The sequence below is a fragment of the Kosakonia sacchari SP1 genome, assembly GCF_000300455.3.
GTDB lineage: Bacteria > Pseudomonadota > Gammaproteobacteria > Enterobacterales > Enterobacteriaceae > Kosakonia > Kosakonia sacchari.
The window spans coordinates 4,494,069-4,511,998 of record NZ_CP007215.2 but is presented as its reverse complement, the minus strand read 5'-3'; the positions used below and the strand labels follow the sequence as shown (position 1 = coordinate 4,511,998).

17 protein-coding genes are annotated in these 17,930 nt (G+C 53.4%); 12 read left to right on the top strand and 5 right to left on the bottom strand.

Going from position 1 to position 17,930, the window contains the following annotated elements; all coding sequences use genetic code 11:
- Positions 1-45 precede the first annotated feature (45 nt).
- Positions 46-399 (top strand): cupin domain-containing protein, encoded by a 354-nt coding sequence (locus C813_RS44345; RefSeq protein WP_017459465.1) that lies wholly within the window; start codon positions 46-48, stop codon positions 397-399.
- Positions 400-422: 23 nt separating this feature from the next.
- On the opposite strand, the gene C813_RS44340 is transcribed toward C813_RS44345, so the two are convergent.
- Genes C813_RS44340 through C813_RS44330 form a run of 3 tightly spaced genes read right to left on the bottom strand, consistent with a single transcriptional unit; the run spans position 423 to position 2,978 of the window.
- On the bottom strand, positions 423-1,190 hold the full coding sequence (locus tag C813_RS44340) for an inositol monophosphatase family protein (RefSeq protein WP_017459466.1): 768 nt from the start codon (positions 1,188-1,190) through the stop codon (positions 423-425).
- 10 nt (positions 1,191-1,200) lie between these two features.
- A complete protein-coding gene (locus tag C813_RS44335) occupies positions 1,201-2,223 on the bottom strand; it encodes a LacI family DNA-binding transcriptional regulator (RefSeq protein ID WP_017459467.1) in 1,023 nt (340 codons plus the stop codon).
- The gene (locus tag C813_RS44330) at positions 2,220-2,978 is read right to left on the bottom strand and encodes an MBL fold metallo-hydrolase (protein WP_017459468.1); all 759 of its coding nucleotides are present in this window, start codon (positions 2,976-2,978) and stop codon (positions 2,220-2,222) included. The genes C813_RS44335 and C813_RS44330 overlap by 4 nt, the downstream gene beginning before the upstream one ends.
- A gap of 152 nt (positions 2,979-3,130) precedes the next feature.
- On the opposite strand from C813_RS44330, the gene C813_RS44325 reads away from it, so the two are divergent.
- From C813_RS44325 to C813_RS44305, 5 genes are all read left to right on the top strand, one after another.
- Positions 3,131-4,114 carry an ABC transporter ATP-binding protein gene (locus C813_RS44325; protein ID WP_017459469.1) on the top strand — a complete coding sequence of 328 codons (984 nt, stop codon included), beginning with the start codon at positions 3,131-3,133 and terminating at the stop codon, positions 4,112-4,114.
- Between the two features lie 34 nt (positions 4,115-4,148).
- The gene (locus C813_RS44320; protein ID WP_017459470.1) at positions 4,149-5,297 is read left to right on the top strand and encodes an ABC transporter substrate-binding protein; all 1,149 of its coding nucleotides are present in this window, start codon (positions 4,149-4,151) and stop codon (positions 5,295-5,297) included.
- Between the two features lie 62 nt (positions 5,298-5,359).
- Positions 5,360-6,187: an ABC transporter permease gene (locus tag C813_RS44315; RefSeq protein ID WP_017459471.1), complete on the top strand. Its 828-nt coding sequence runs from the start codon at positions 5,360-5,362 to the stop codon at positions 6,185-6,187.
- A gap of 2 nt (positions 6,188-6,189) precedes the next feature.
- Complete coding sequence (locus tag C813_RS44310; protein WP_017459472.1) at positions 6,190-7,011, top strand: ABC transporter permease; 822 nt, start codon at positions 6,190-6,192, stop codon at positions 7,009-7,011.
- Between the two features lie 85 nt (positions 7,012-7,096).
- Complete coding sequence (locus C813_RS44305) at positions 7,097-8,224, top strand: hypothetical protein (protein WP_017459473.1); 1,128 nt, start codon at positions 7,097-7,099, stop codon at positions 8,222-8,224.
- A gap of 304 nt (positions 8,225-8,528) precedes the next feature.
- Here the strand turns inward: C813_RS44305 and C813_RS44300 are convergent, their stop codons facing one another.
- A complete protein-coding gene (locus tag C813_RS44300) occupies positions 8,529-8,810 on the bottom strand; it encodes a YjcB family protein (RefSeq protein WP_017459474.1) in 282 nt (93 codons plus the stop codon).
- Between the two features lie 527 nt (positions 8,811-9,337).
- On the opposite strand from C813_RS44300, the gene C813_RS44295 reads away from it, so the two are divergent.
- Both C813_RS44295 and C813_RS44290 read left to right on the top strand, forming a co-directional pair.
- The gene (locus C813_RS44295; protein WP_017459476.1) at positions 9,338-10,741 is read left to right on the top strand and encodes a GGDEF domain-containing protein; all 1,404 of its coding nucleotides are present in this window, start codon (positions 9,338-9,340) and stop codon (positions 10,739-10,741) included.
- A 341-nt stretch (positions 10,742-11,082) separates the two neighbouring features.
- Positions 11,083-12,654, top strand: coding sequence for an EAL domain-containing protein (locus tag C813_RS44290; protein WP_017459477.1), 1,572 nt, complete (start codon positions 11,083-11,085; stop codon positions 12,652-12,654).
- 7 nt (positions 12,655-12,661) lie between these two features.
- On the opposite strand, the gene soxS is transcribed toward C813_RS44290, so the two are convergent.
- Positions 12,662-12,985 (bottom strand): superoxide response transcriptional regulator SoxS, encoded by a 324-nt coding sequence (gene soxS, locus C813_RS44285; protein WP_017459478.1) that lies wholly within the window; start codon positions 12,983-12,985, stop codon positions 12,662-12,664.
- Positions 12,986-13,066: 81 nt separating this feature from the next.
- On the opposite strand from soxS, the gene soxR reads away from it, so the two are divergent.
- The 4 genes from soxR to C813_RS44265 all read left to right on the top strand — a co-directional run bounded on the left by soxR (position 13,067) and on the right by C813_RS44265 (position 17,929).
- The gene (gene soxR, locus C813_RS44280; protein WP_017459479.1) at positions 13,067-13,525 is read left to right on the top strand and encodes a redox-sensitive transcriptional activator SoxR; all 459 of its coding nucleotides are present in this window, start codon (positions 13,067-13,069) and stop codon (positions 13,523-13,525) included.
- A gap of 267 nt (positions 13,526-13,792) precedes the next feature.
- Entirely contained in the window at positions 13,793-14,461 is a 669-nt protein-coding gene (locus tag C813_RS44275; RefSeq protein ID WP_017459480.1) for a glutathione S-transferase family protein, read from the top strand.
- Between the two features lie 299 nt (positions 14,462-14,760).
- Positions 14,761-16,110, top strand: a complete 1,350-nt coding sequence (gene ghxP, locus C813_RS44270) for a guanine/hypoxanthine transporter GhxP (protein ID WP_017459481.1) — start codon at positions 14,761-14,763, stop codon at positions 16,108-16,110.
- 172 nt (positions 16,111-16,282) lie between these two features.
- Positions 16,283-17,929 carry a Na+/H+ antiporter gene (locus C813_RS44265; RefSeq protein ID WP_017459482.1) on the top strand — a complete coding sequence of 549 codons (1,647 nt, stop codon included), beginning with the start codon at positions 16,283-16,285 and terminating at the stop codon, positions 17,927-17,929.
- The last annotated feature ends 1 nt before the right edge of the window (position 17,930 follow it).

Genomic DNA, 17,930 nt, shown 5'->3' with positions numbered 1-17,930 from the left:
TCACGCTGGTACGTATTTATGCATTAACGATTTGGAGCACATGAGATGCTGACCAATTTGCTGCGTGATTTCGCCGCCGCTGCAAGCGCAGGTGAGGCAGAAACGTTCGAAGCTGTGCTATTGCGCCCGGATGTGAAAATCGAGCGTATTGTCTCTACCGGGCAGGCCAGCCCGCCTGACTTTTGGTACTGCCAGCCGCAGAGCGAATGGGTGCTGATACTGCAGGGGGCCGCCGGTTTACAACTTGAAGGCGAAGCGCAAGAGCGGGTATTGCAGGTGGGGGATTTCGTAAATATTCCCGCGCATTGCCGTCACCGGGTGAACTGGACGCGTGCCGAACCGCCGACCATCTGGCTGGCGGTTCACTACGAATACCCGGCAGAAGAACGGCGCGAATGAGCCGTTTTCCTGAGCAACCGGGTTTAACCCTTTGGCAGCAAAATCGGTTGCAGACGCCGCCACACGTGCGGCGTTGCCGCCCAGGCGTTATTGCCCTGCGTTAGCCCATTGTTGGCGAGAAAATCGTTATGCATCCCGCCCGCCTCTTTAATGATGATAAGCCCTGCCAGCGCATCCCAACTGTGCAGGTGCGCTTCGAAATAACCATGCACCTGTCCTGCGGCAACGTGCGCCAGCATCAGCGCACCCGCGCCAAAGCGGCGATGTTCCACACCGTGCTCAAACAGGGTTTCAATGGTCTGGGTATATTCACGCGGCGGCCTGCGGCTGGAGCGGCCAATGCCAAGCACCACCGCGTCGGCGTCCGGCTCGCTCAGGCTTAGGCGTTTGCCATTTAAGAACGCACCTTTGCCGCTTTCGGCGAAGAAAAACTCATCGCGATCCGGGGCGTAAATCACCCCCAGCTTAATGGCTTCATCGCGCACGTAAGCAACCGAAATGCACCAGTAATCCATGCCGAGAATAAAATTGGTGGTGCCATCAATCGGGTCGATCACCCATATGCCGTCGCTGCCTGGCTCCAGCCCGCGTTCCTCACCCAGCAGGCCGTCCTGCGGGCGTTCGGCTTTCAGCCAGGCGCGTAATTCGGTTTCAACATACACATCCGCCTGGGAGACAAAATCCTGGCGGCCTTTTTGTTCGATGGTCAGCCCGTTGTCACGGAGCTGTTTCGCCTGCTGACCGAGACGACGAATCAGCGCGCACAGCGCCTGGGTAAACTCTTCTCTCATATCTGGACTCTTAGCCAATCTGTGGCGAGGTTTGTCGGTAAATCAGTTTCACCTTAACCCACTCAACGCGGGAAGGCTGTAAAGGATTTTTCGCCCGCTCCAGCAAGCGCGTCAGCGCCCGGTTCGCGATTTCCGCCACATCCTGATGCAGCGTGGTCAACTGGTAGCTGAACTGACCGCTCTGCGGCGTGTTATCAAAACCTATCAGGTGAAAATCAGCCGGTGCGGATTTGCCGCGCTGTCGCATACCGTCGAGAAAACCGCAGGCCAGCTGCGCGTTGGCGCAAAATATGCCCTCCGGCAGATCCGCGCCGCTCTCCTGCGCGACCTGAAAGCCGCCGTCGTAACCCTCTTCACGCGCGTCAAACCAACGTACCTGCTGCTGAGTATCGACGCCGAGTTGCTGCAACACCTGGAAAAAAGCCTCGCCGCGCTGAATACCCGCCCAGGTCGATCCGCAATTGTTGAGCCAGCCAAAACGGCGGCAGCCGGAGCGATAAAGCTGTTCAGCGGCCAGGCGTGCGCCGGAAACGTTGTCGGAGCAGACGAAATCGACAAATGGAATATCCGGGTGGCGGTTGATGCCGACGACCGGAATGCGCTGGCTGACGCACTCGTTAACAATCGCTTCTGGTGGTTGGCCGGAGGTGACGATCACGCCGGAGACGCGAAACTGGGTAAACCGGCGCAGCGTGGTGACCAGATCCTGCTCGCCGGTGATCTCCGCGACCAGCGCCTGGTAGCCACGGCGCTGAATTTCATGCAGCAAGCCTTCCAGCAGGCTGCTGCGAAACGGGTCGCCAATACGCGCGACAATCACGCCAATCAAGTGGCTGCGCTGACGGTTAAGCCCCTGGGCGAGGAAATTGACCTGGTAGCCAAGCTCTTGCGCGGCACGCAGCACTTTCTCTTTGGTCGCGGGCGAAATACTGCCGTTGCTGCTGAGCGCGCGTGATACCACGGCGCGGGAGACGCCCGCGCGTTTCGCCACGTCTTCGGCGGTCACTGCTTGTTTGCGTAACGTCTGGCTCACACCTTCTCCTCCGCGCGGCGGCTGAGATCGGTGGCGAAACCATCGTGGCTGAGAAACAAGCCTGGATAGGGCGCGCAAGCCTGTTCAAGTGCGGGCAAGGCGGCGTCGTTGCAGTGGTACAACCCCAGGCGCGGTAAGCGCAATTGTTCGAACAGCGCCAGGCAGCCGGGAAAGTCACCGTGTGAGGCGTCATTGGGTAGCGCCGTTGCTGAAGCGCACTCCTGAAACGCCAGATTCGCGTTGTGCATCAGCGCGATGCTTTCCGGCGTCGGGCGTCCGTCGCCACTGTAGAACAGAGTGTGTCCGTCCGCTTCAATACGCAGCGCGAGATTGGCGAGTTCATGATGAGTAAACGCGGTGTGCATCTGCCAGTCTTGCCACCGCCATTCGGCTTCGCTGTCGCGCCAGTCAATGTCGAAACAGAGACTGCTTTCCGGCCAGTTAGCAAGGCTTGCCAGTTTTATCAGCACCGGGCGCTGTTCACGCTGCGACCAGATGATCAGCGGTTTACGGCGCTGAAAACTTTTCCAGTAATTCAGCAGCGCAGTGAGCCCGGTGCAATGATCCGGGTGAACGTGGGTGAAGTAAATGGCATCGATGTCGTTTACGTCGCCGCCGCGTTGCCACAGCGCGCGCGGGATTGTCGGGCCACAATCGATCAGCAACTGGCGGTTTTCGTTATCGATAACGCGAATTGCCGAGGTGTTTTGCTGCATCGAGAACGCGCTACCACAGCCCAGAACATCTATTTTCATTTCGCCCCACCAAAATTATCGCGGACTTAATCAAATTGTCACAAATAGCCGACAAAGTAGGCTCACATAATGTCGGTGCAACGTTGCATTTTTTTTGCAAATAAATGAACACGTGTTCATCGGTGAAAGAAAAGTTGAAGAAAGGAACGCCCGTGAGTTATTTACAGATTGAAAAACTGAAAATCGGCTATGGCGAAAATATCGTTCTTCACGATATTCATCTCGCTGTGGAAAAGGGCGAAATGATTGCGCTGCTTGGGCCGTCTGGCTGCGGAAAAACCACGTTACTCAATGCGTTGTGCGGTTTTATTCCGGTGCGTTCTGGTGGTATTTCCGTTAACGGTAGAGATATTACTTACAGCACGCCGGAGCAGCGAAATATTACCATGGTGTTTCAGAGTTACGCCTTATGGCCGCATTTTACCGTCGCGCAAAATATTGGTTATGGCTTAAAAGTCCGGCGCGTTAAAAAAGAGGCGATTGCGCAACGCGTGCAGGAATTATTAAAAATCGTCAACCTTGAAAATTATGCAGATATAAAAGTGACGGCGCTTTCCGGCGGCCAGCGTCAGCGCGTGGCGCTGGCGCGCGCATTAGCCATTGAGCCGGATGTGCTGGTGCTCGATGAGCCGCTGTCGAACCTGGACGCCAAAGTGCGCCTCAACGTACGCCATGAGATCAAAGCGCTACAGAAAAAACTCGGTTTTACCTCGTTAATCGTTACGCACGATCAGCAAGAGGCGCTGGTGATGGCCGACAGAATTGCGGTACTGAACAACGGGCGTATCGAACAAATGGGCACGCCGGAAGATATTTATCACCGCCCGGCAACACCGTTTGCCGCCGATTTTATGGGCGCGGATAACTGCATGACGCGGGCTGATGCGGGCGGGGAAACGCTCTATTTCCGCAGTTCGGACGTCAACATGTACCGCCCGTTAACGCCGCCGGAGCAGCCGGGCCTGGTGCTGAATGGCGTGGTGGAAGAGAGCGCATTTCTCGGCCATCAGTATCGTCACAGCGTGCGCTGTGATGGGCAGGTTTTTCTCGCAGATTCCACACAGTTCTGGCCTGCCCGAACGCCGGTGATTTTGCATGTGCCGGAAACGGCGCTGCATGTTTTTGCAACGTCTTAAGCCAACCAACACACTCTTTTTCTGGGGAAACATCATGTCCGTAAACACGAAACTTGCTGTGATAGCCGCACTCTGTTTGGGTTATGGCGTCCAGACCGCCAGCGCCGAAACGGTGCTCAATGTGGCGACGGCGGGCGATCAAAATATGGTCGACTACGTTAAAACCTGGCTGGGGCCAAAGTTTGAAGCCGCCCATCCGGGCGTGAAAGTGCAGGTGGTCGGCACCGGGCCGGGCGATGCCGGTTCGAACAAGATTGTCGAGAAACTGACGGCGCAACAACAGAGCGGCGCGAAAAGCTGGGATATCGACGTTGCGGTAGTGCACCAGGCGGCGGGTGGTCAACTGGTAGAAAAAGGGCTACTGGAGAAATACCGCTCGTCCATCAACACCGGTTCGATGGTGACGGCCGGGAACGCCAAAAACGCGCTTGGCGTGAACGTTGACGGCTACGTGATGCCGATGTTTTTAAGCCAGACCGCTATCGCGTATAACAGCGATCTGATTAAAACCCCGCCGAAATCCTACGACGAGCTGGTGCAGTGGTCGCAGAAAAACCCGCAAGCCTTTGGCTATAACGGCATTAAAAACGGCATGTCCGGCGTCAGCTTTGTGGTCGGCTGGATTTACGCTTACGGCACCGACGCGGCCCGTCTTTCCGCGCTGCCGTATGACAAAGGCGTGGAAAAAAGCTGGAGCCAGGCGTTCGCCAAATTGAAGGAATTCAACAAAAACGTCACCTTCACGCCGGGTAACGCCGGGACGCTGGATATGCTCAGCCGGGGCGAAATCACCATGGGGCCGGTGTGGGTGGATATGTTCTATAGCTGGAAAGATCAGGGCAAAGTGCCGCCGTCGATCAAACTGGCGTTAATCTCTCCGGGGATGCCGGGCCAGCCGATGTATTACGTCGTTCCGGCACACGCTGCGCAGGGCAAACTGGCGCAGGAGTTTATCGCGCTGGCGACCAGCCCGGAGGTGCAGGCGCAGGGTATTGTGAAGCAGTTCAACTGGTATCCGGGCATCGACGCGAAATACGTGAAAGCGAAGCTGGACGCCGCGACCTGGCAGAAACTGTTTGCGGAAATTTCGCCGGATGATTTAGCCAAATATGGCAAAAGTTTCCCGATCACGCCGTACTTTGACGATATCAAAGAGGGCTATGAGAGCCTGGTTTCTAACTGATAGACGGATGTGCCTGGGCATTTCGCCCGGGCATTTTTTTGCTGTGATTATTCAGGTTCACCATGCGACACGTCTTTAAATACTGCTTACTGGTTGGCCCGGCGACGCTGCTGATAGCCCTCTTTTTCCTCTGGCCGCTGGGTTTTTCGCTGATCTCGGCGTTCACCAGTGATACGCAGTCGTTCACGCTGGCGCACTTTGCTAAAGTCTTTGCGCTTTACTCGAACGATATTCTCTTTACCGTGCTTATCGTGCTGGTTTCACTGGTAATACTGGCGCTGCTGTCGATAACGATTTCCGCCATTATTGTGCTGTCGCCGTTTCGCGGCATCGTTAAGACGCTGGCATTTTTATACCGCCTGCCGCTGTTTATTCCTTTTATTGTTACCGCGCAGATGATGCGCACCTTCCTCGCCAAAAACGGCCTGATGAACAATGTGCTGGTGGCGAGCGGGCTGTTAACGCCAATGGACATCACCTCGCTGCTGGGCTGGAGCGGGATCATTATTACCTTTGTCTGGAAGCAGATGGCGTTCTCGACATTACTGATTTGCGGCGCGATGTCGGCGGTGGAACCGTCGCATATGCTGGCGGCAAAAAATCTCGGCGCGTCGCGCTTACGCATCCTGTTCGATATCATTTTACCGCAGGTGCTGCCGACGATTGGCGTGGCGATGGTGCTCTCCACGGTGACGATGATGTCGGTGCTCTCCGTGCCGCTGATGATTGGCACCGGCACGCCAACCATGATGACCGTCGATATGGCGTTTCGTGTTAACTCTTACGGCGATTACCCGGTGGCGAATGCGATGGGCGTGATCTCCTATCTGATTTGCGCGGCGCTCTCCTGGTTCTATTTGCGTCATAGCCTGCATGCGAAAGGAGCGTAGCGATGACCACGTTTCGACAAAAACTCCACGGCAGTTTTCTGCTGCAAACGCTGTTGCTCACTTTTCTGGTACTGGCGCTGTTTGGCCCGCTGTTGAACCTGCTTATCTGGACGGTGGCGGAGAGCTGGTTTTTCCCGCACACCTTGCCGAGCCAGTGGGGATTAAAGTACTGGAGCCAGGTGTTTAGCCCTTACAGCGATGTATCGGGATCACTCTCTATTAGCGTGTTGATCGCCGTGCTATCGGTGCTGGTTTGCCTGTTGATTTCTATTCCGGCGGGTTACGCGCTGTCGCACCGATCCATGCCCTGTCGCGCCTTTTTTATGCTGCTGTTTCTCATCCCGCAGGCGTTTCCCAATCTGACGGTGTATATGAACGTGGCGCGACTCTTTTATCAGTGGGGGCTAAACGGCACGATTGTGGGCGTGGTGCTGGTGCATAGCGTTCATGGCCTGATGTACTCGATCTGGATTAGCGTGGCGGCGTTCTCGGCGCTTGACCCGCTGCTGGCGCGCGCTTCGCGCAATCTGGGTGCCGGGTCGGTTTACACGTTTTTCCATATCATTTTGCCGCAGGCCGCTCCTGGGTTGATTGCCGCGAGCATTTTTGTGTTCCTGGAATCGCTGGATGAGTTTACCGCCACCTTTTTTGTCGGCGCGCCTGATATCACCACTCTGCCCATTTTGCTCTATACCGCCAGTATGTCGGGCAACTATCAGGTATCATCTATCACCGCGCTGATCCTGCTGGTGCCATCGGTGCTGTTTATGCTGGTTATCCATAAATTTATGCGCCCGGAAATGCTGTCGAAACTGGGGAAATAATTGCACCTTAACGCCGCGAAAGTCGTCCATCGAGCCACTTAATCAACGGCAATGACGCCAGACAACCCCTATTAAAGGTGCGCGCATGGACATTAAAGGCCCGGCAGCAATTGATGTTTTTAAACCCTATGATATTTCGCCTTACGCAGACAAAACGCTCAGAGCGGTGCAGCTAGAGCCTGCCTATACGCCGGCAAAGGAGACTTTCCAGGCGTTTCAGCAGCGGCATTATTCATGGCGAACTGGTGATAAACAGGCCGATCTTTCCCGCGTACCCAAAGATGAAGGCAAAATACCGTTGCCCACGCTGGGGGAAAGTTTGCAGGAGATTTTCCTCGGCGCGGTGTTGGGCGGGCCGCTGCCGGAATTCCCGGGCGGAGTGCGATCGCTTCCCGGTGCGGGCGCGGCGCGGCTTACTGAACGACCTTCTGGCACAGCTAAAGGTCCGCACGGTGAAATCAACGTCGCTATTGCGGAGTCGAAAATGGCGGTGGCAAGGCCATTAAATCCAGCTACGGAAGCGAACGTTTCCACCAGTAAGCCGTTAAGCCACGCCATACCTGACGCCTCTGGCCCGGACGTATTGCATGTTTCATTACCGCAAGCGGGAGGAAAAAATTTTTCCGATCCCATGGCGTCATCAAAACTCAACATCAAACAATTCGCTGAAATTGCCAAAGTGGGCGACGATGTGGGTGAGAAAGAAATGGGAGCGGTGACATTATCCGGTGAAATCAATATTGTGCGTCGCGACGGCCCCTTAAATGATCCGAATATGTATATGTTTTTCACCGACAGCTATAAAGGCGAACCGCGGTTGAATATCATCGGCCACGGTGTGTTTACGCCAAAGGGTGACAGCACCACGGGCCTGCAAGTCGCCGGTGGAGTTAAAGCGCCGTTTGATGTGGCAATGGATACGCTGGAGCTTGCCGGGGAGGTGAAGTTTAAAAATATCCGCTGTTTAAGCTGCCACAGTGGCGAGGGCGGGATTGATGCTTTCGCACAAAAACTGGCGAATTATACCGGCGTGCCGGTAAAGGGCTATCACGGTTCGGTGACCATTGGCGGGCGCGCGGATGGTTCCAATATTGTCGTCATCAAAAATGAGATGGATGCACTGTTCCATTTCGGCGAGCGCGAAACGACGCACTACCAACCGCAAAAATTCCATCCGCTCTGGCGACCATGGGAAGCTCGCATCCTTGAGTAAAATCGTTGTGCTGACGTAAAACACAGATGCCCGCTAAGCAGAGTCTTATCGGGCATCTATATTTTTTACGCCCTGGCTCGGCAAGTGGGCGTTCCTGCTTAGCGAGCCCGCAGGTAATCAAATGCGGCTTCTCCGCCCGAACAGTGTTGAAAGCGAAGGGATGCTAGTCTCTTTATGCGGTTACCACGGGCGGCAAAGATCGGCGACTGGCGCTGATATGTTGTTTATTTTTATGCGAAAGTGCATTGCGTAGAAAAACGAACACCCGAGGAAATAAAAAAGCGCCCGCAGGCGCTTTAAACAATCACGTTACGATCATCGGCCACTCGGGTGGCGCTTTTTGCGCGATCTCTTCCATAACGACGAGCAGGTTGTGCCAGGTCGTGGCGAGATCCATCACCGTAATGCCCAACAAACCGGTAGCGAACCAGCATGCTGCCGCTAAGCCCATGCCGCTGCTGATCACCGCCAGGCCAATATAATCAGCACGACGGAAACGAATGTTCAGCGTACTGGCCATAAACATCAACACTGCACTCAGTAACTGCCAGCGGAGAAGCACAACGCTGGCGGTAAAGGTAGCCATCAAACCATCCTCAGAAAGAACCGAATACCAGGCGGATAAGCACACTGCGCGAGTGGCAATGCTGAAGATCCGCGAATAACACAACGAATTGAAACGGTGTTTTTCGTTTCAAGAATATGTGAATTATATCACATTTGCTGATTTATTCGCCAGTACAAAAAGCGTGCTTTTTGCATCGTGATAGCTGTGTTTCATTCGTAAATATACTGCCGATATATTTATGCGTGCGGAGGGATTAATGTTTTTTCCATCTAATACATTTGAGTGATATTTAGCATCCTAATTGCCACAACGTTTACAGCTTGTGTCGCATATATTATGCTTTTGAGGAAAATCTTATTAGCCTGTGAATGATGATTCAGGGTTTTGATCTTTATCGATATATTCTTTTTCATCACGTTTTTCATGCGTGAAGAAGATATTTGCGCGTGCAGTTGCGCTAACTGAATTGATGGCCGCCTCTTCTTTTTTCCTGATGACATCATTTGAAGCTGGTTTCGCGTTTTATAACCTGCGAATGAAAAAATATGAAAATAGAAAATTCCGCCGTGCCGCCGGAGGATGCCGATGCGGCGTTGTCGGTTCTGGTAAGGTTGATGCCCTGGCTCACCGCGCAACGTTCAATGGAAGAGATATTACGCGCAATCAATGCGGCACTTGGATCCACACTTGCTTGGGTGGTTATCCGGCAGGATGACGCATGGCAGCTCGTCAGCGCTGGTACGCCGGGCTGCACGCTGCAGGATGTACAAACCTTCCTTGAGCAGTCTCAACTGCAACGACATCAGCGCGCCTGGCGAGTCATTTGCTGGCGGCGGCATGCCGGCGATTTATTATTTCCGCATCAAGAAATATCGGCTAGAAAATTACGCAGCGGTATTTTGTGTAAGTTAAATTATAAAGAGTCGGGGCTCGAAGGTTATTTCTTTTTGGCATTTCCTCAGCCCTTGAGCTCTTTATCTATTGTGAAAAATGTCGTTATTGTTTTGGTCGAAAAACTAAAAAACTATCTTGCTGAAATTGTCGCCAGAGAACGCACAGCAAAAGAGATGCAGCGCATAGTGACACAATATAAAGCACTATTTGAACGCGCCCCGGTTTTAATGAACTCTTTTGATAAAAGTAACCGCTGCGTATTATGGAATGGTGAGTGCGAACGCGTATTTGGCTGGAGCATCAATGAGCTCAATCAGCAGGCCGATCCATTAGCGTTATTTTTCCCCGATCCCGAGGTTCGGCAAAAAGTTCGCGCGTCGGTTAATACATCGCCGGGCGTCGACATGCACGAATGGCACCCGGTACGCCGTGATGGCCAGGTACTGACGGTACTCTGGTCGAATATTCAACTGCCAGATCACCCGGTGCTCAGCATCGGGCTTGATATTACCGAGCGTAAAAAAGCGGAGCGGCAGCTGGAAATGAAAGCCACCATTGACGATCTGACTGGCTGCTATAATCGTTTCTCTATGTTGCGGAAGTTAAAAGAGGCGCTGGTGTCGTGTCGGCCGGACGAGCCGCGCAGCCACTTCAGCCTGCTGATGCTGGATCTGGATTATTTTAAAAATATCAATGATCGCTGGGGGCATTTAACGGGTGACGCCGCACTGATCCATTTTTGCGATCAGATCCGCGAACATTGCGATCCATCGTATATTTTTGGTCGTTTAGGCGGTGAGGAATTTCTGATTTTAATGCCGCATACCGACAGTAAAATGGCGCTGCGTTTTAGCCAAAAGATTCGCGCGTCACTGGCGCGAAATCCATTGTTTAGTAATGGTGAAAAGATAGCCTTATCCTTTAGCGCTGGTTTAGTATTCGTCACCGGTGAAGAGTCCGATACTTCAGTTTTACTTACGCTTGCGGATAACGCTTTGTACGATGCGAAACGTGCAGGGCGCAGTAAAACCGTGGTGGTTGGCGCTTTTTTATAAATAAAGAAGAAATTATGAAGACTTCTCAACGACAGATGAAAAAATACCCGAATGGCGCACCTTTTTTTATCCTGCGGCCAGTTTAGCTTAATCAGCGATACTCTGTTGTATTAACTTAAAACACCCCCATACGAATGGATTAATATTTTCCTTAATATAAACATTGGGCACACTCTGAGTTTGCTTTATGGTCGCGTATTTTGGTCATAACCAAATATTAGGTTTTTAATGAGAAAAGTCAGTTGCTAATGTCGTTTGATTCATGCAACGTAATCACCTGTTTATCAAAGCATCCTGCCAAACATTAAAAAGGCACTTTAAATGCATGGATATAGGCGGACATGAATCATAGCGTGCGTCGCAAGATGCTCAGCGTCGTCGTGCTCATCACGGTAGTTCTTCTACCGCTGATGTTGTCGCTATGGTTTGCGCATATTCGTGCGGTGAAAGAAACGAGTACCCAGCTTCAATCGTTTGCCCAGTTAGCGCTAAATAAAACGGAACGCGTTATCCAGCAAGTGGATACGGTTCGCAGCGCGGCGGAAAAATACCACGGACAAATTTGTGCGCCGGAACATCGCGCGGCCATGCTCAATATCGTCCGCAGCAGCATGTATGTTTCGGATTTAATTTATGCTCGTGGCGACCACTTTTTATGTTCGAGCGTAATAACGCCCACGCAATCGTATGCTATTTCACCAGCGGATTATAAACGCGCGCCCGATATCGCCATTTATTACTATCGAGATACGCCTTTTTACGCAGGCTACAAGATGGTGTACATGCAGCGCGGAAATTATGTCGCAGTGATTAATCCGCTCACTTACAGCGATGTGGCATCAGACAATACTGATCTGGCTTACGGTATTTATGATACCGTTACGCGACAGTTTTTTTCCGTCAGCCAGAATGCCCATCTTGATAAGTTAGCTACGCTGTTACGCACCGACGATTTAACATTCCAGCAAGGTCAGCGCTTTTATACCATTGCGCGTTCGGAGAATCGTCCGATCGCGATTATTGTTTCGACATCGAGTGACCACTATTTTCAGGCGCTTTATCACCAGGCCACATTAACGCTGCCATTGGGCGTGATTGGTAGCGTTATTCTGCTATTAATATGGTCGCGAACACGGCAGGAGTTTAACTCTCCACGCCGTATGCTCCACCGGGCGTTAACCCGACGCCAGCTTCGCCTTCATTACCAACCTATTATCGATATCAAAAATGGCACCTGCGTTGGCGCGGAAGCGTTGTTGCGCTGGCCGGGGTTTAATGGGCCGGTCATGAGCCCGGCGGAGTTTATTCCGCTGGCAGAAAAAGAGGGCATGATTGAGCGTATTACTGATTATGTCGTCGATGAATTGTTCAGCGATTTGGGCGATTTCCTGGCAATGGTGCCGCACCTTTATATCTCGATTAACCTCTCCGCCGCTGATTTTCACTCCTCGCGACTGATCTCATTGATTGCCAATAAAGCGCAAATGCATGCGGTGCGCGCCGAGCAGATTAAGATTGAAGTGACCGAGCGCGGGTTTATTGATGTGCCGAAAACCACGCCGGTTATTCAGGCGTTTCGCCAGGCGGGTTACGAAGTGGCGATTGATGATTTCGGTACCGGTTATTCCAATTTGCACAACCTGTACTCGCTGAATGTCGATATCCTGAAAATCGACAAATCTTTTATTGATACGCTGACGACTAACAGTACCAGCCATCTGATTGCTGAACACATTATTGAGATGGCGCAGAGCCTGCGTCTGAAGATTATTGCGGAAGGGGTCGAGACGGCGGAGCAGGTCACCTGGTTGTTAAAACGTGGCGTGCAGTTCTGTCAGGGTTGGCACTTTGCAAAGGCGCTGCCGTCACAGGAATTTAAACGCTGGGTACAGCAGCCGCCTTCGTTAAAGTAATAGGCCATCAGGCCTGGTGCCGGTAATCGCTGGGGGTGCGATCAAACTCCCGGCGAAAGACGCGTGAAAATGTCTGCTGCGAGACATATCCCAAATCCATCGCGATATCAAAAATAGGTCGCTGCGTGGTTCGCAGCGCTTCCGCTGCCAGCAGTAAACGGCGCTGGCGAATGTAGTCACCCAGCGTTTGATGCATCACGGTGCGGAACATCCTCTGTAGATACCACTTCGAATAACCTGACTTTCTGGCGACTACATCAATGTTCATTGGTTGGTCGATATGTTCATCAATCCATTCAATAAGTGTCTGAATAATTTGCTGATGGGACATATGGCTTCCTCGTTTCCCGATTCGTCGTTTTGTCTGGAAGCGAGTATAATTCCTCAAGTTAACTTGAGGTAAAGAGGTTTTATGGAAAAGAAAACGCCACGTATTAAAGCCTTACTCAGCCCCGGTGAAGTGGCGAAGCGCAGCGGGGTTGCCGTCTCTGCGCTGCACTTTTATGAGAGCAAAGGCTTAATCAAAAGTACCCGTAACACCGGCAATCAACGGCGCTATACACGTGATGTGCTGCGCTATGTGGCAATCATTAAGATTGCTCAGCGCATTGGTATTCCGCTGGCGACCATCGGCGACGCATTTGGTGTGCTGCCGGAAGGGCATACGCTAAGCAAGAAAGAGTGGAAACAGCTGTCGTCACAGTGGCGCGAAGAGCTGGACCGGCGTATCCATACGCTGGTGGCATTACGCGATGAGCTGGATGGTTGTATCGGCTGCGGCTGTTTGTCGCGTAGCGATTGTCCACTGCGTAACCCCGGCGACCAACTTGGGCAGCAGGGCACTGGCGCGCGCCTGCTGGAAGACGATTGAAACGTACAAAAAACTAAAGCGCCCGTTGGGGCGCTTTAGTCGTTTTCCGGTCTTTGTCTTTCTCTCTATCCCGCTCTGTTACGGGAGGGTTTCCCCCGACACCAGCACCCCTCAGTATGTTTGAGGTTCCGGGTTGTGCCGACACTTTTAGTGTAGGCCAGTATCGTGAAACTGCTACTTTTTTGAGCAATTATTTTTGTCTTTTTTTTCACCGCTGCAAGTGTAGGTTTTCTATAGTTAATGTGTATGAATTCTCTGGAGAAAAACATGCTTACGGTGCATCACCTTAATCAGTCGCGCTCCCAGCGTGTGCTCTGGGCTTTAGAAGAATTGGGCGTGCCGTATCAAATTGTCCGTTACCAGCGAGAAAAAACGATGCTGGCACCGGAATCCCTGAAAAAAGTGCACCCGCTCGGCAAGTCACCGGTAGTGGAAGATGAAGGGCTAATCCTCGCCGAATCCGGGGCGATCCTCGAATATTTGCAGGAAACCTACGATCCACAGCAGCGCTTTAAACCGCAGGAGACAAAACAGAAGCTGGATTACCGTTTCTGGCTGCACTATGCCGAAGGTTCGCTGATGCCCGTGCTATTAATGAAGCTGGTGATGAGCAGCCTGGGCAAACCCCCGGTGCCGTTCGGGATACGCAGTGTTGGCAAACTCCTCGCTAAGGGTGTCGATAAAGCGTTCCTGAAACAGCAAATTGAAAACCATGCGCGCTTTATTGAAGGCGAACTGGCGCAGAAAAGCTGGTTTGCAGGAAACCAACTGAGCATGGCCGATATTCAGATGAGTTTCCCGGTATTTGCGCTGTTGGCTCGCGGTGGTGTGGAGGATTTGCCCAACTTACGCGCGTGGAAAAAACGGGTCGAGATGCGTCCGGCATGGCAGCGCGCCATTGTGCAGGGTGGGCCATTTGATCTGCCTGGTAGCTAAACATGATCGGCAAATGTTGCAAAGTTGCGCACCGACGATAACGTTTGCGCATCCGCCGCCCACTTCTTCGCCGCTTCGCGTGAAATTTAGCGAAAAGCGGCAAAGTTCAGTTGAAAAGCGCCATATAAACGCTGGATAATCGTTTGCCTTTTTTCGACCAACCGTTGTATGCGCGGAGTTAAACGTTTGCTTTTTTGTGGCCCCTTGTCACAACGCAGCACAGGGAGATGACGTTTAACCGGCAGTGGACTGTCCACCACGCATACCAACGCACAATAAAATTCTCAGGGGATGTTTCTATGTCTACGCCTTCTGCGCGTACCGGCGGTTCGCTTGACGCACTGTTTAAAATTTCTGCCCGTGGTAGCACGGTTCGTCAGGAAATCGTTGCCGGTTTAACCACCTTCCTGGCGATGGTCTATTCGGTCATCGTCGTACCTGGCATGCTGGGTAAAGCCGGTTTCCCACCGGCTGCGGTATTTGTCGCCACCTGCCTGGTAGCCGGTGTTGGCTCCATCGTGATGGGCCTGTGGGCGAATCTGCCGCTGGCTATCGGTTGCGCTATCTCTCTGACCGCCTTTACCGCGTTCAGCCTGGTGCTGGGTCAGCATATCAGCGTACCGGTCGCGCTTGGCGCGGTGTTCCTGATGGGTGTGCTGTTTACGGTTATCTCTGCCACCGGCATTCGTAGCTGGATCCTGCGCAACCTGCCGCAGGGTGTTGCGCATGGCACCGGTATTGGTATCGGCCTGTTTCTGCTGCTGATCGCGGCTAACGGCGTGGGTCTGGTTATTAAGAACCCGCTGGACGGCCTGCCGGTGACTCTCGGCCACTTTGCCAGCTTCCCGGTGATCATGTCGCTGATTGGTCTGGCGGTGATTATCGGCCTGGAAAAACTGAAAGTGCCGGGCGGCATTCTGCTGACCATTATCGGTGTGTCGATTGTGGGGCTGATTTTCGACCCGAACGTACATTTTTCTGGCATTTTCGCCATGCCGTCGCTCAGCGATGACAAAGGCAACTCGCTGATCGGCAGCCTGGATATCGTCGGCGCGCTGAACCCGGTGGTGCTGCCAAGCGTGCTGGCGCTGGTGATGACGGCGGTATTTGACGCCACCGGCACTATCCGTGCGGTAGCGGGCCAGGCAAACTTGCTGGGTAAAGACGGCCAGATTATCGATGGCGGCAAAGCGCTGACCACCGACTCCCTGAGCAGCGTTTTCTCCGGTTTAGTGGGTGCTGCACCTGCGGCGGTCTATATCGAATCTGCGGCCGGTACGGCGGCAGGCGGTAAAACCGGCCTGACGGCGATCACCGTGGGCGTACTGTTCCTGCTGATCCTGTTCCTCTCTCCGCTCTCTTACCTGGTTCCGGCTTACGCAACGGCACCGGCGCTGATGTACGTTGGCCTGCTGATGCTGAGCAACGTGGCGAAAATTGATTTTGCCGATTTCGTTGACGCGATGGCGGGCCTGATTACTGCCGTGTTTATCGTGCTGACCTGCAACATCGTAACCGGCATCATGATCGGTTTTGCTTCGCTGGTGATTGGCCGCGTGGTATCCGGTGAGTGGCGCAAGCTGAATATCGGCACCGTGGTGATTGCTATCGCGCTGGTGGCTTTCTATGCGGGCGGCTGGGCAATCTGACATCGCGTTTCCTCTTCCTGTGGGCAGAGGACGTTGAGCGTAAATCTTTACACAATGGGCAACTTCGGTTGCCCATTTTTTTGCCCACAGCCCGGTTTCTTTGCGTTAAGCTGATGGCTCTGGCATCAAGGTCTGAGGCCTTTTATAACAACACATCGCAAACAGGGAACGCATGGAAATATTTTTTACCATTCTCATCATGACCCTTGTCGTCTCGCTTTCTGGCGTCGTGACTCGTGTTCTTCCATTTCAAATCCCGCTTCCATTGATGCAAATCGCCATCGGTGCATTGCTCGCCTTTCCCACCTTTGGCCTGCATGTGGAGTTCGACCCGGAACTGTTCCTGGTTTTGTTTATTCCGCCGCTGCTGTTCGCCGATGGCTGGAAAACGCCCACGCGTGAGTTCCTCGAACATGGCCGCGAAATCTTTGGCCTGGCGCTGGCGCTGGTGGTGGTCACCGTGGTCGGGATCGGTTTCTTAATTTACTGGATGGTGCCGGGCATTCCGCTTGTGCCCGCCTTTGCGCTGGCGGCCGTGCTGTCGCCAACCGATGCCGTAGCGCTTTCCGGCATTGTCGGGGAAGGGCGCATTCCGAAGAAAATCATGGGCATTTTGCAGGGCGAGGCGCTGATGAACGACGCTTCGGGCCTGGTGTCGCTGAAATTCGCCGTGGCGGTCGTGATGGGCACCATGGTGTTCACCGTGGGTGGCGCAACGCTCGAATTTTTCAAAGTGGCGATTGGCGGTCTGCTGGCCGGGTTTGTGGTGAGCTGGCTGTATGGCCGCTCGCTACGTTTTCTCAGCCGCTGGGGCGGCGATGAACCAGCAACGCAAATTGTGCTGCTGTTTCTGCTGCCGTTCGCCTCTTATTTGATTGCGGAACATATCGGCTTTTCCGGCATCCTCGCGGCGGTTGCGGCAGGGATGACCATCACCCGTTCCGGCGTGATGCGCACCGCGCCGCTGGCAATGCGTCTGCGTGCCAACAGCACCTGGGCGATGCTGGAGTTCGTCTTTAACGGCATGGTGTTCTTGCTGTTAGGCTTGCAGTTACCGGGCATTCTGGAGTCTTCGCTGGTGGCGGCAGAAGCCGATCCGAACGTCGAAACCTGGATGTTGTTTACCGATATTGTGCTGATTTACGCCGCGCTGATGCTGGTGCGTTTTGGCTGGCTGTGGACGATGAAGAGATTCAGCCAGCGTTTCCTGGTGAAAAAGCCGATGGAGTTCGCCTCTTGGAGTGACCGCGAGCTGCTGATCGCCACCTTTGCCGGGGTGCGCGGGGCGATAACACTTGCCGGTGTACTCTCCATTCCGCTGTTATTGCCGAGTGGCGATGTCTTTCCGGCGCGCTATGAACTGGTGTTCCTCGCCGCCGGGGTGATTCTGTTCTCGCTGTTTGTTGGCGTAATCGCGCTGCCTGCGCTGTTGCAGCATGTTGAAGTGCGCGACCACGCGCAGCAGTACAAAGAGGAACGAATGGCGCGCGCGGCAACGGCGGACGTGGCGATTGTGGCGATTCAGAAGATGGAAGAGCGGCTGGCGGCAGACACCGAAGAGAACATCGATAACCAGTTACTCACGGAAGTGAGTTCGCGGGTAATTGGTAACCTGCGCCGCCGCGCAGACGGACGCAATAACGTTGAGAGTTCCTTGCAGGAAGAGAATCTGGAACGTCGCTTCCGCCTGGCGGCGCTACGATCGGAACGCGCCGAGCTCTATCATCTGCGCGCAACCCGGCAGATCAGCAACGAGACGCTGCAAAAATTGCTGCACGATCTCGACCTGCTGGAAGCGCTGCTGTTAGAGAATAAGTAAA

What these genes read in the sequence shown, in the direction of transcription:
- C813_RS44345 (WP_017459465.1), top strand. Translation starts at nt 46, where the DNA reads ATGCTGACCAATTTGCTGCGTGATTTCGCCGCCGCTGCAAGCGCAGGT.
- C813_RS44340 (WP_017459466.1), bottom strand. Translation starts at nt 1,190, where the DNA reads ATGAGAGAAGAGTTTACCCAGGCGCTGTGCGCGCTGATTCGTCGTCTC.
- C813_RS44330 (WP_017459468.1), bottom strand. Translation starts at nt 2,978, where the DNA reads ATGAAAATAGATGTTCTGGGCTGTGGTAGCGCGTTCTCGATGCAGCAA.
- C813_RS44320 (WP_017459470.1), top strand. Translation starts at nt 4,149, where the DNA reads ATGTCCGTAAACACGAAACTTGCTGTGATAGCCGCACTCTGTTTGGGT.
- C813_RS44315 (WP_017459471.1), top strand. Translation starts at nt 5,360, where the DNA reads ATGCGACACGTCTTTAAATACTGCTTACTGGTTGGCCCGGCGACGCTG.
- C813_RS44310 (WP_017459472.1), top strand. Translation starts at nt 6,190, where the DNA reads ATGACCACGTTTCGACAAAAACTCCACGGCAGTTTTCTGCTGCAAACG.
- C813_RS44305 (WP_017459473.1), top strand. Translation starts at nt 7,097, where the DNA reads ATGGACATTAAAGGCCCGGCAGCAATTGATGTTTTTAAACCCTATGAT.
- C813_RS44300 (WP_017459474.1), bottom strand. Translation starts at nt 8,810, where the DNA reads ATGGCTACCTTTACCGCCAGCGTTGTGCTTCTCCGCTGGCAGTTACTG.
- C813_RS44295 (WP_017459476.1), top strand. Translation starts at nt 9,338, where the DNA reads ATGAAAATAGAAAATTCCGCCGTGCCGCCGGAGGATGCCGATGCGGCG.
- C813_RS44290 (WP_017459477.1), top strand. Translation starts at nt 11,083, where the DNA reads ATGAATCATAGCGTGCGTCGCAAGATGCTCAGCGTCGTCGTGCTCATC.
- soxS (WP_017459478.1), bottom strand. Translation starts at nt 12,985, where the DNA reads ATGTCCCATCAGCAAATTATTCAGACACTTATTGAATGGATTGATGAA.
- soxR (WP_017459479.1), top strand. Translation starts at nt 13,067, where the DNA reads ATGGAAAAGAAAACGCCACGTATTAAAGCCTTACTCAGCCCCGGTGAA.
- C813_RS44275 (WP_017459480.1), top strand. Translation starts at nt 13,793, where the DNA reads ATGCTTACGGTGCATCACCTTAATCAGTCGCGCTCCCAGCGTGTGCTC.
- ghxP (WP_017459481.1), top strand. Translation starts at nt 14,761, where the DNA reads ATGTCTACGCCTTCTGCGCGTACCGGCGGTTCGCTTGACGCACTGTTT.
- C813_RS44265 (WP_017459482.1), top strand. Translation starts at nt 16,283, where the DNA reads ATGGAAATATTTTTTACCATTCTCATCATGACCCTTGTCGTCTCGCTT.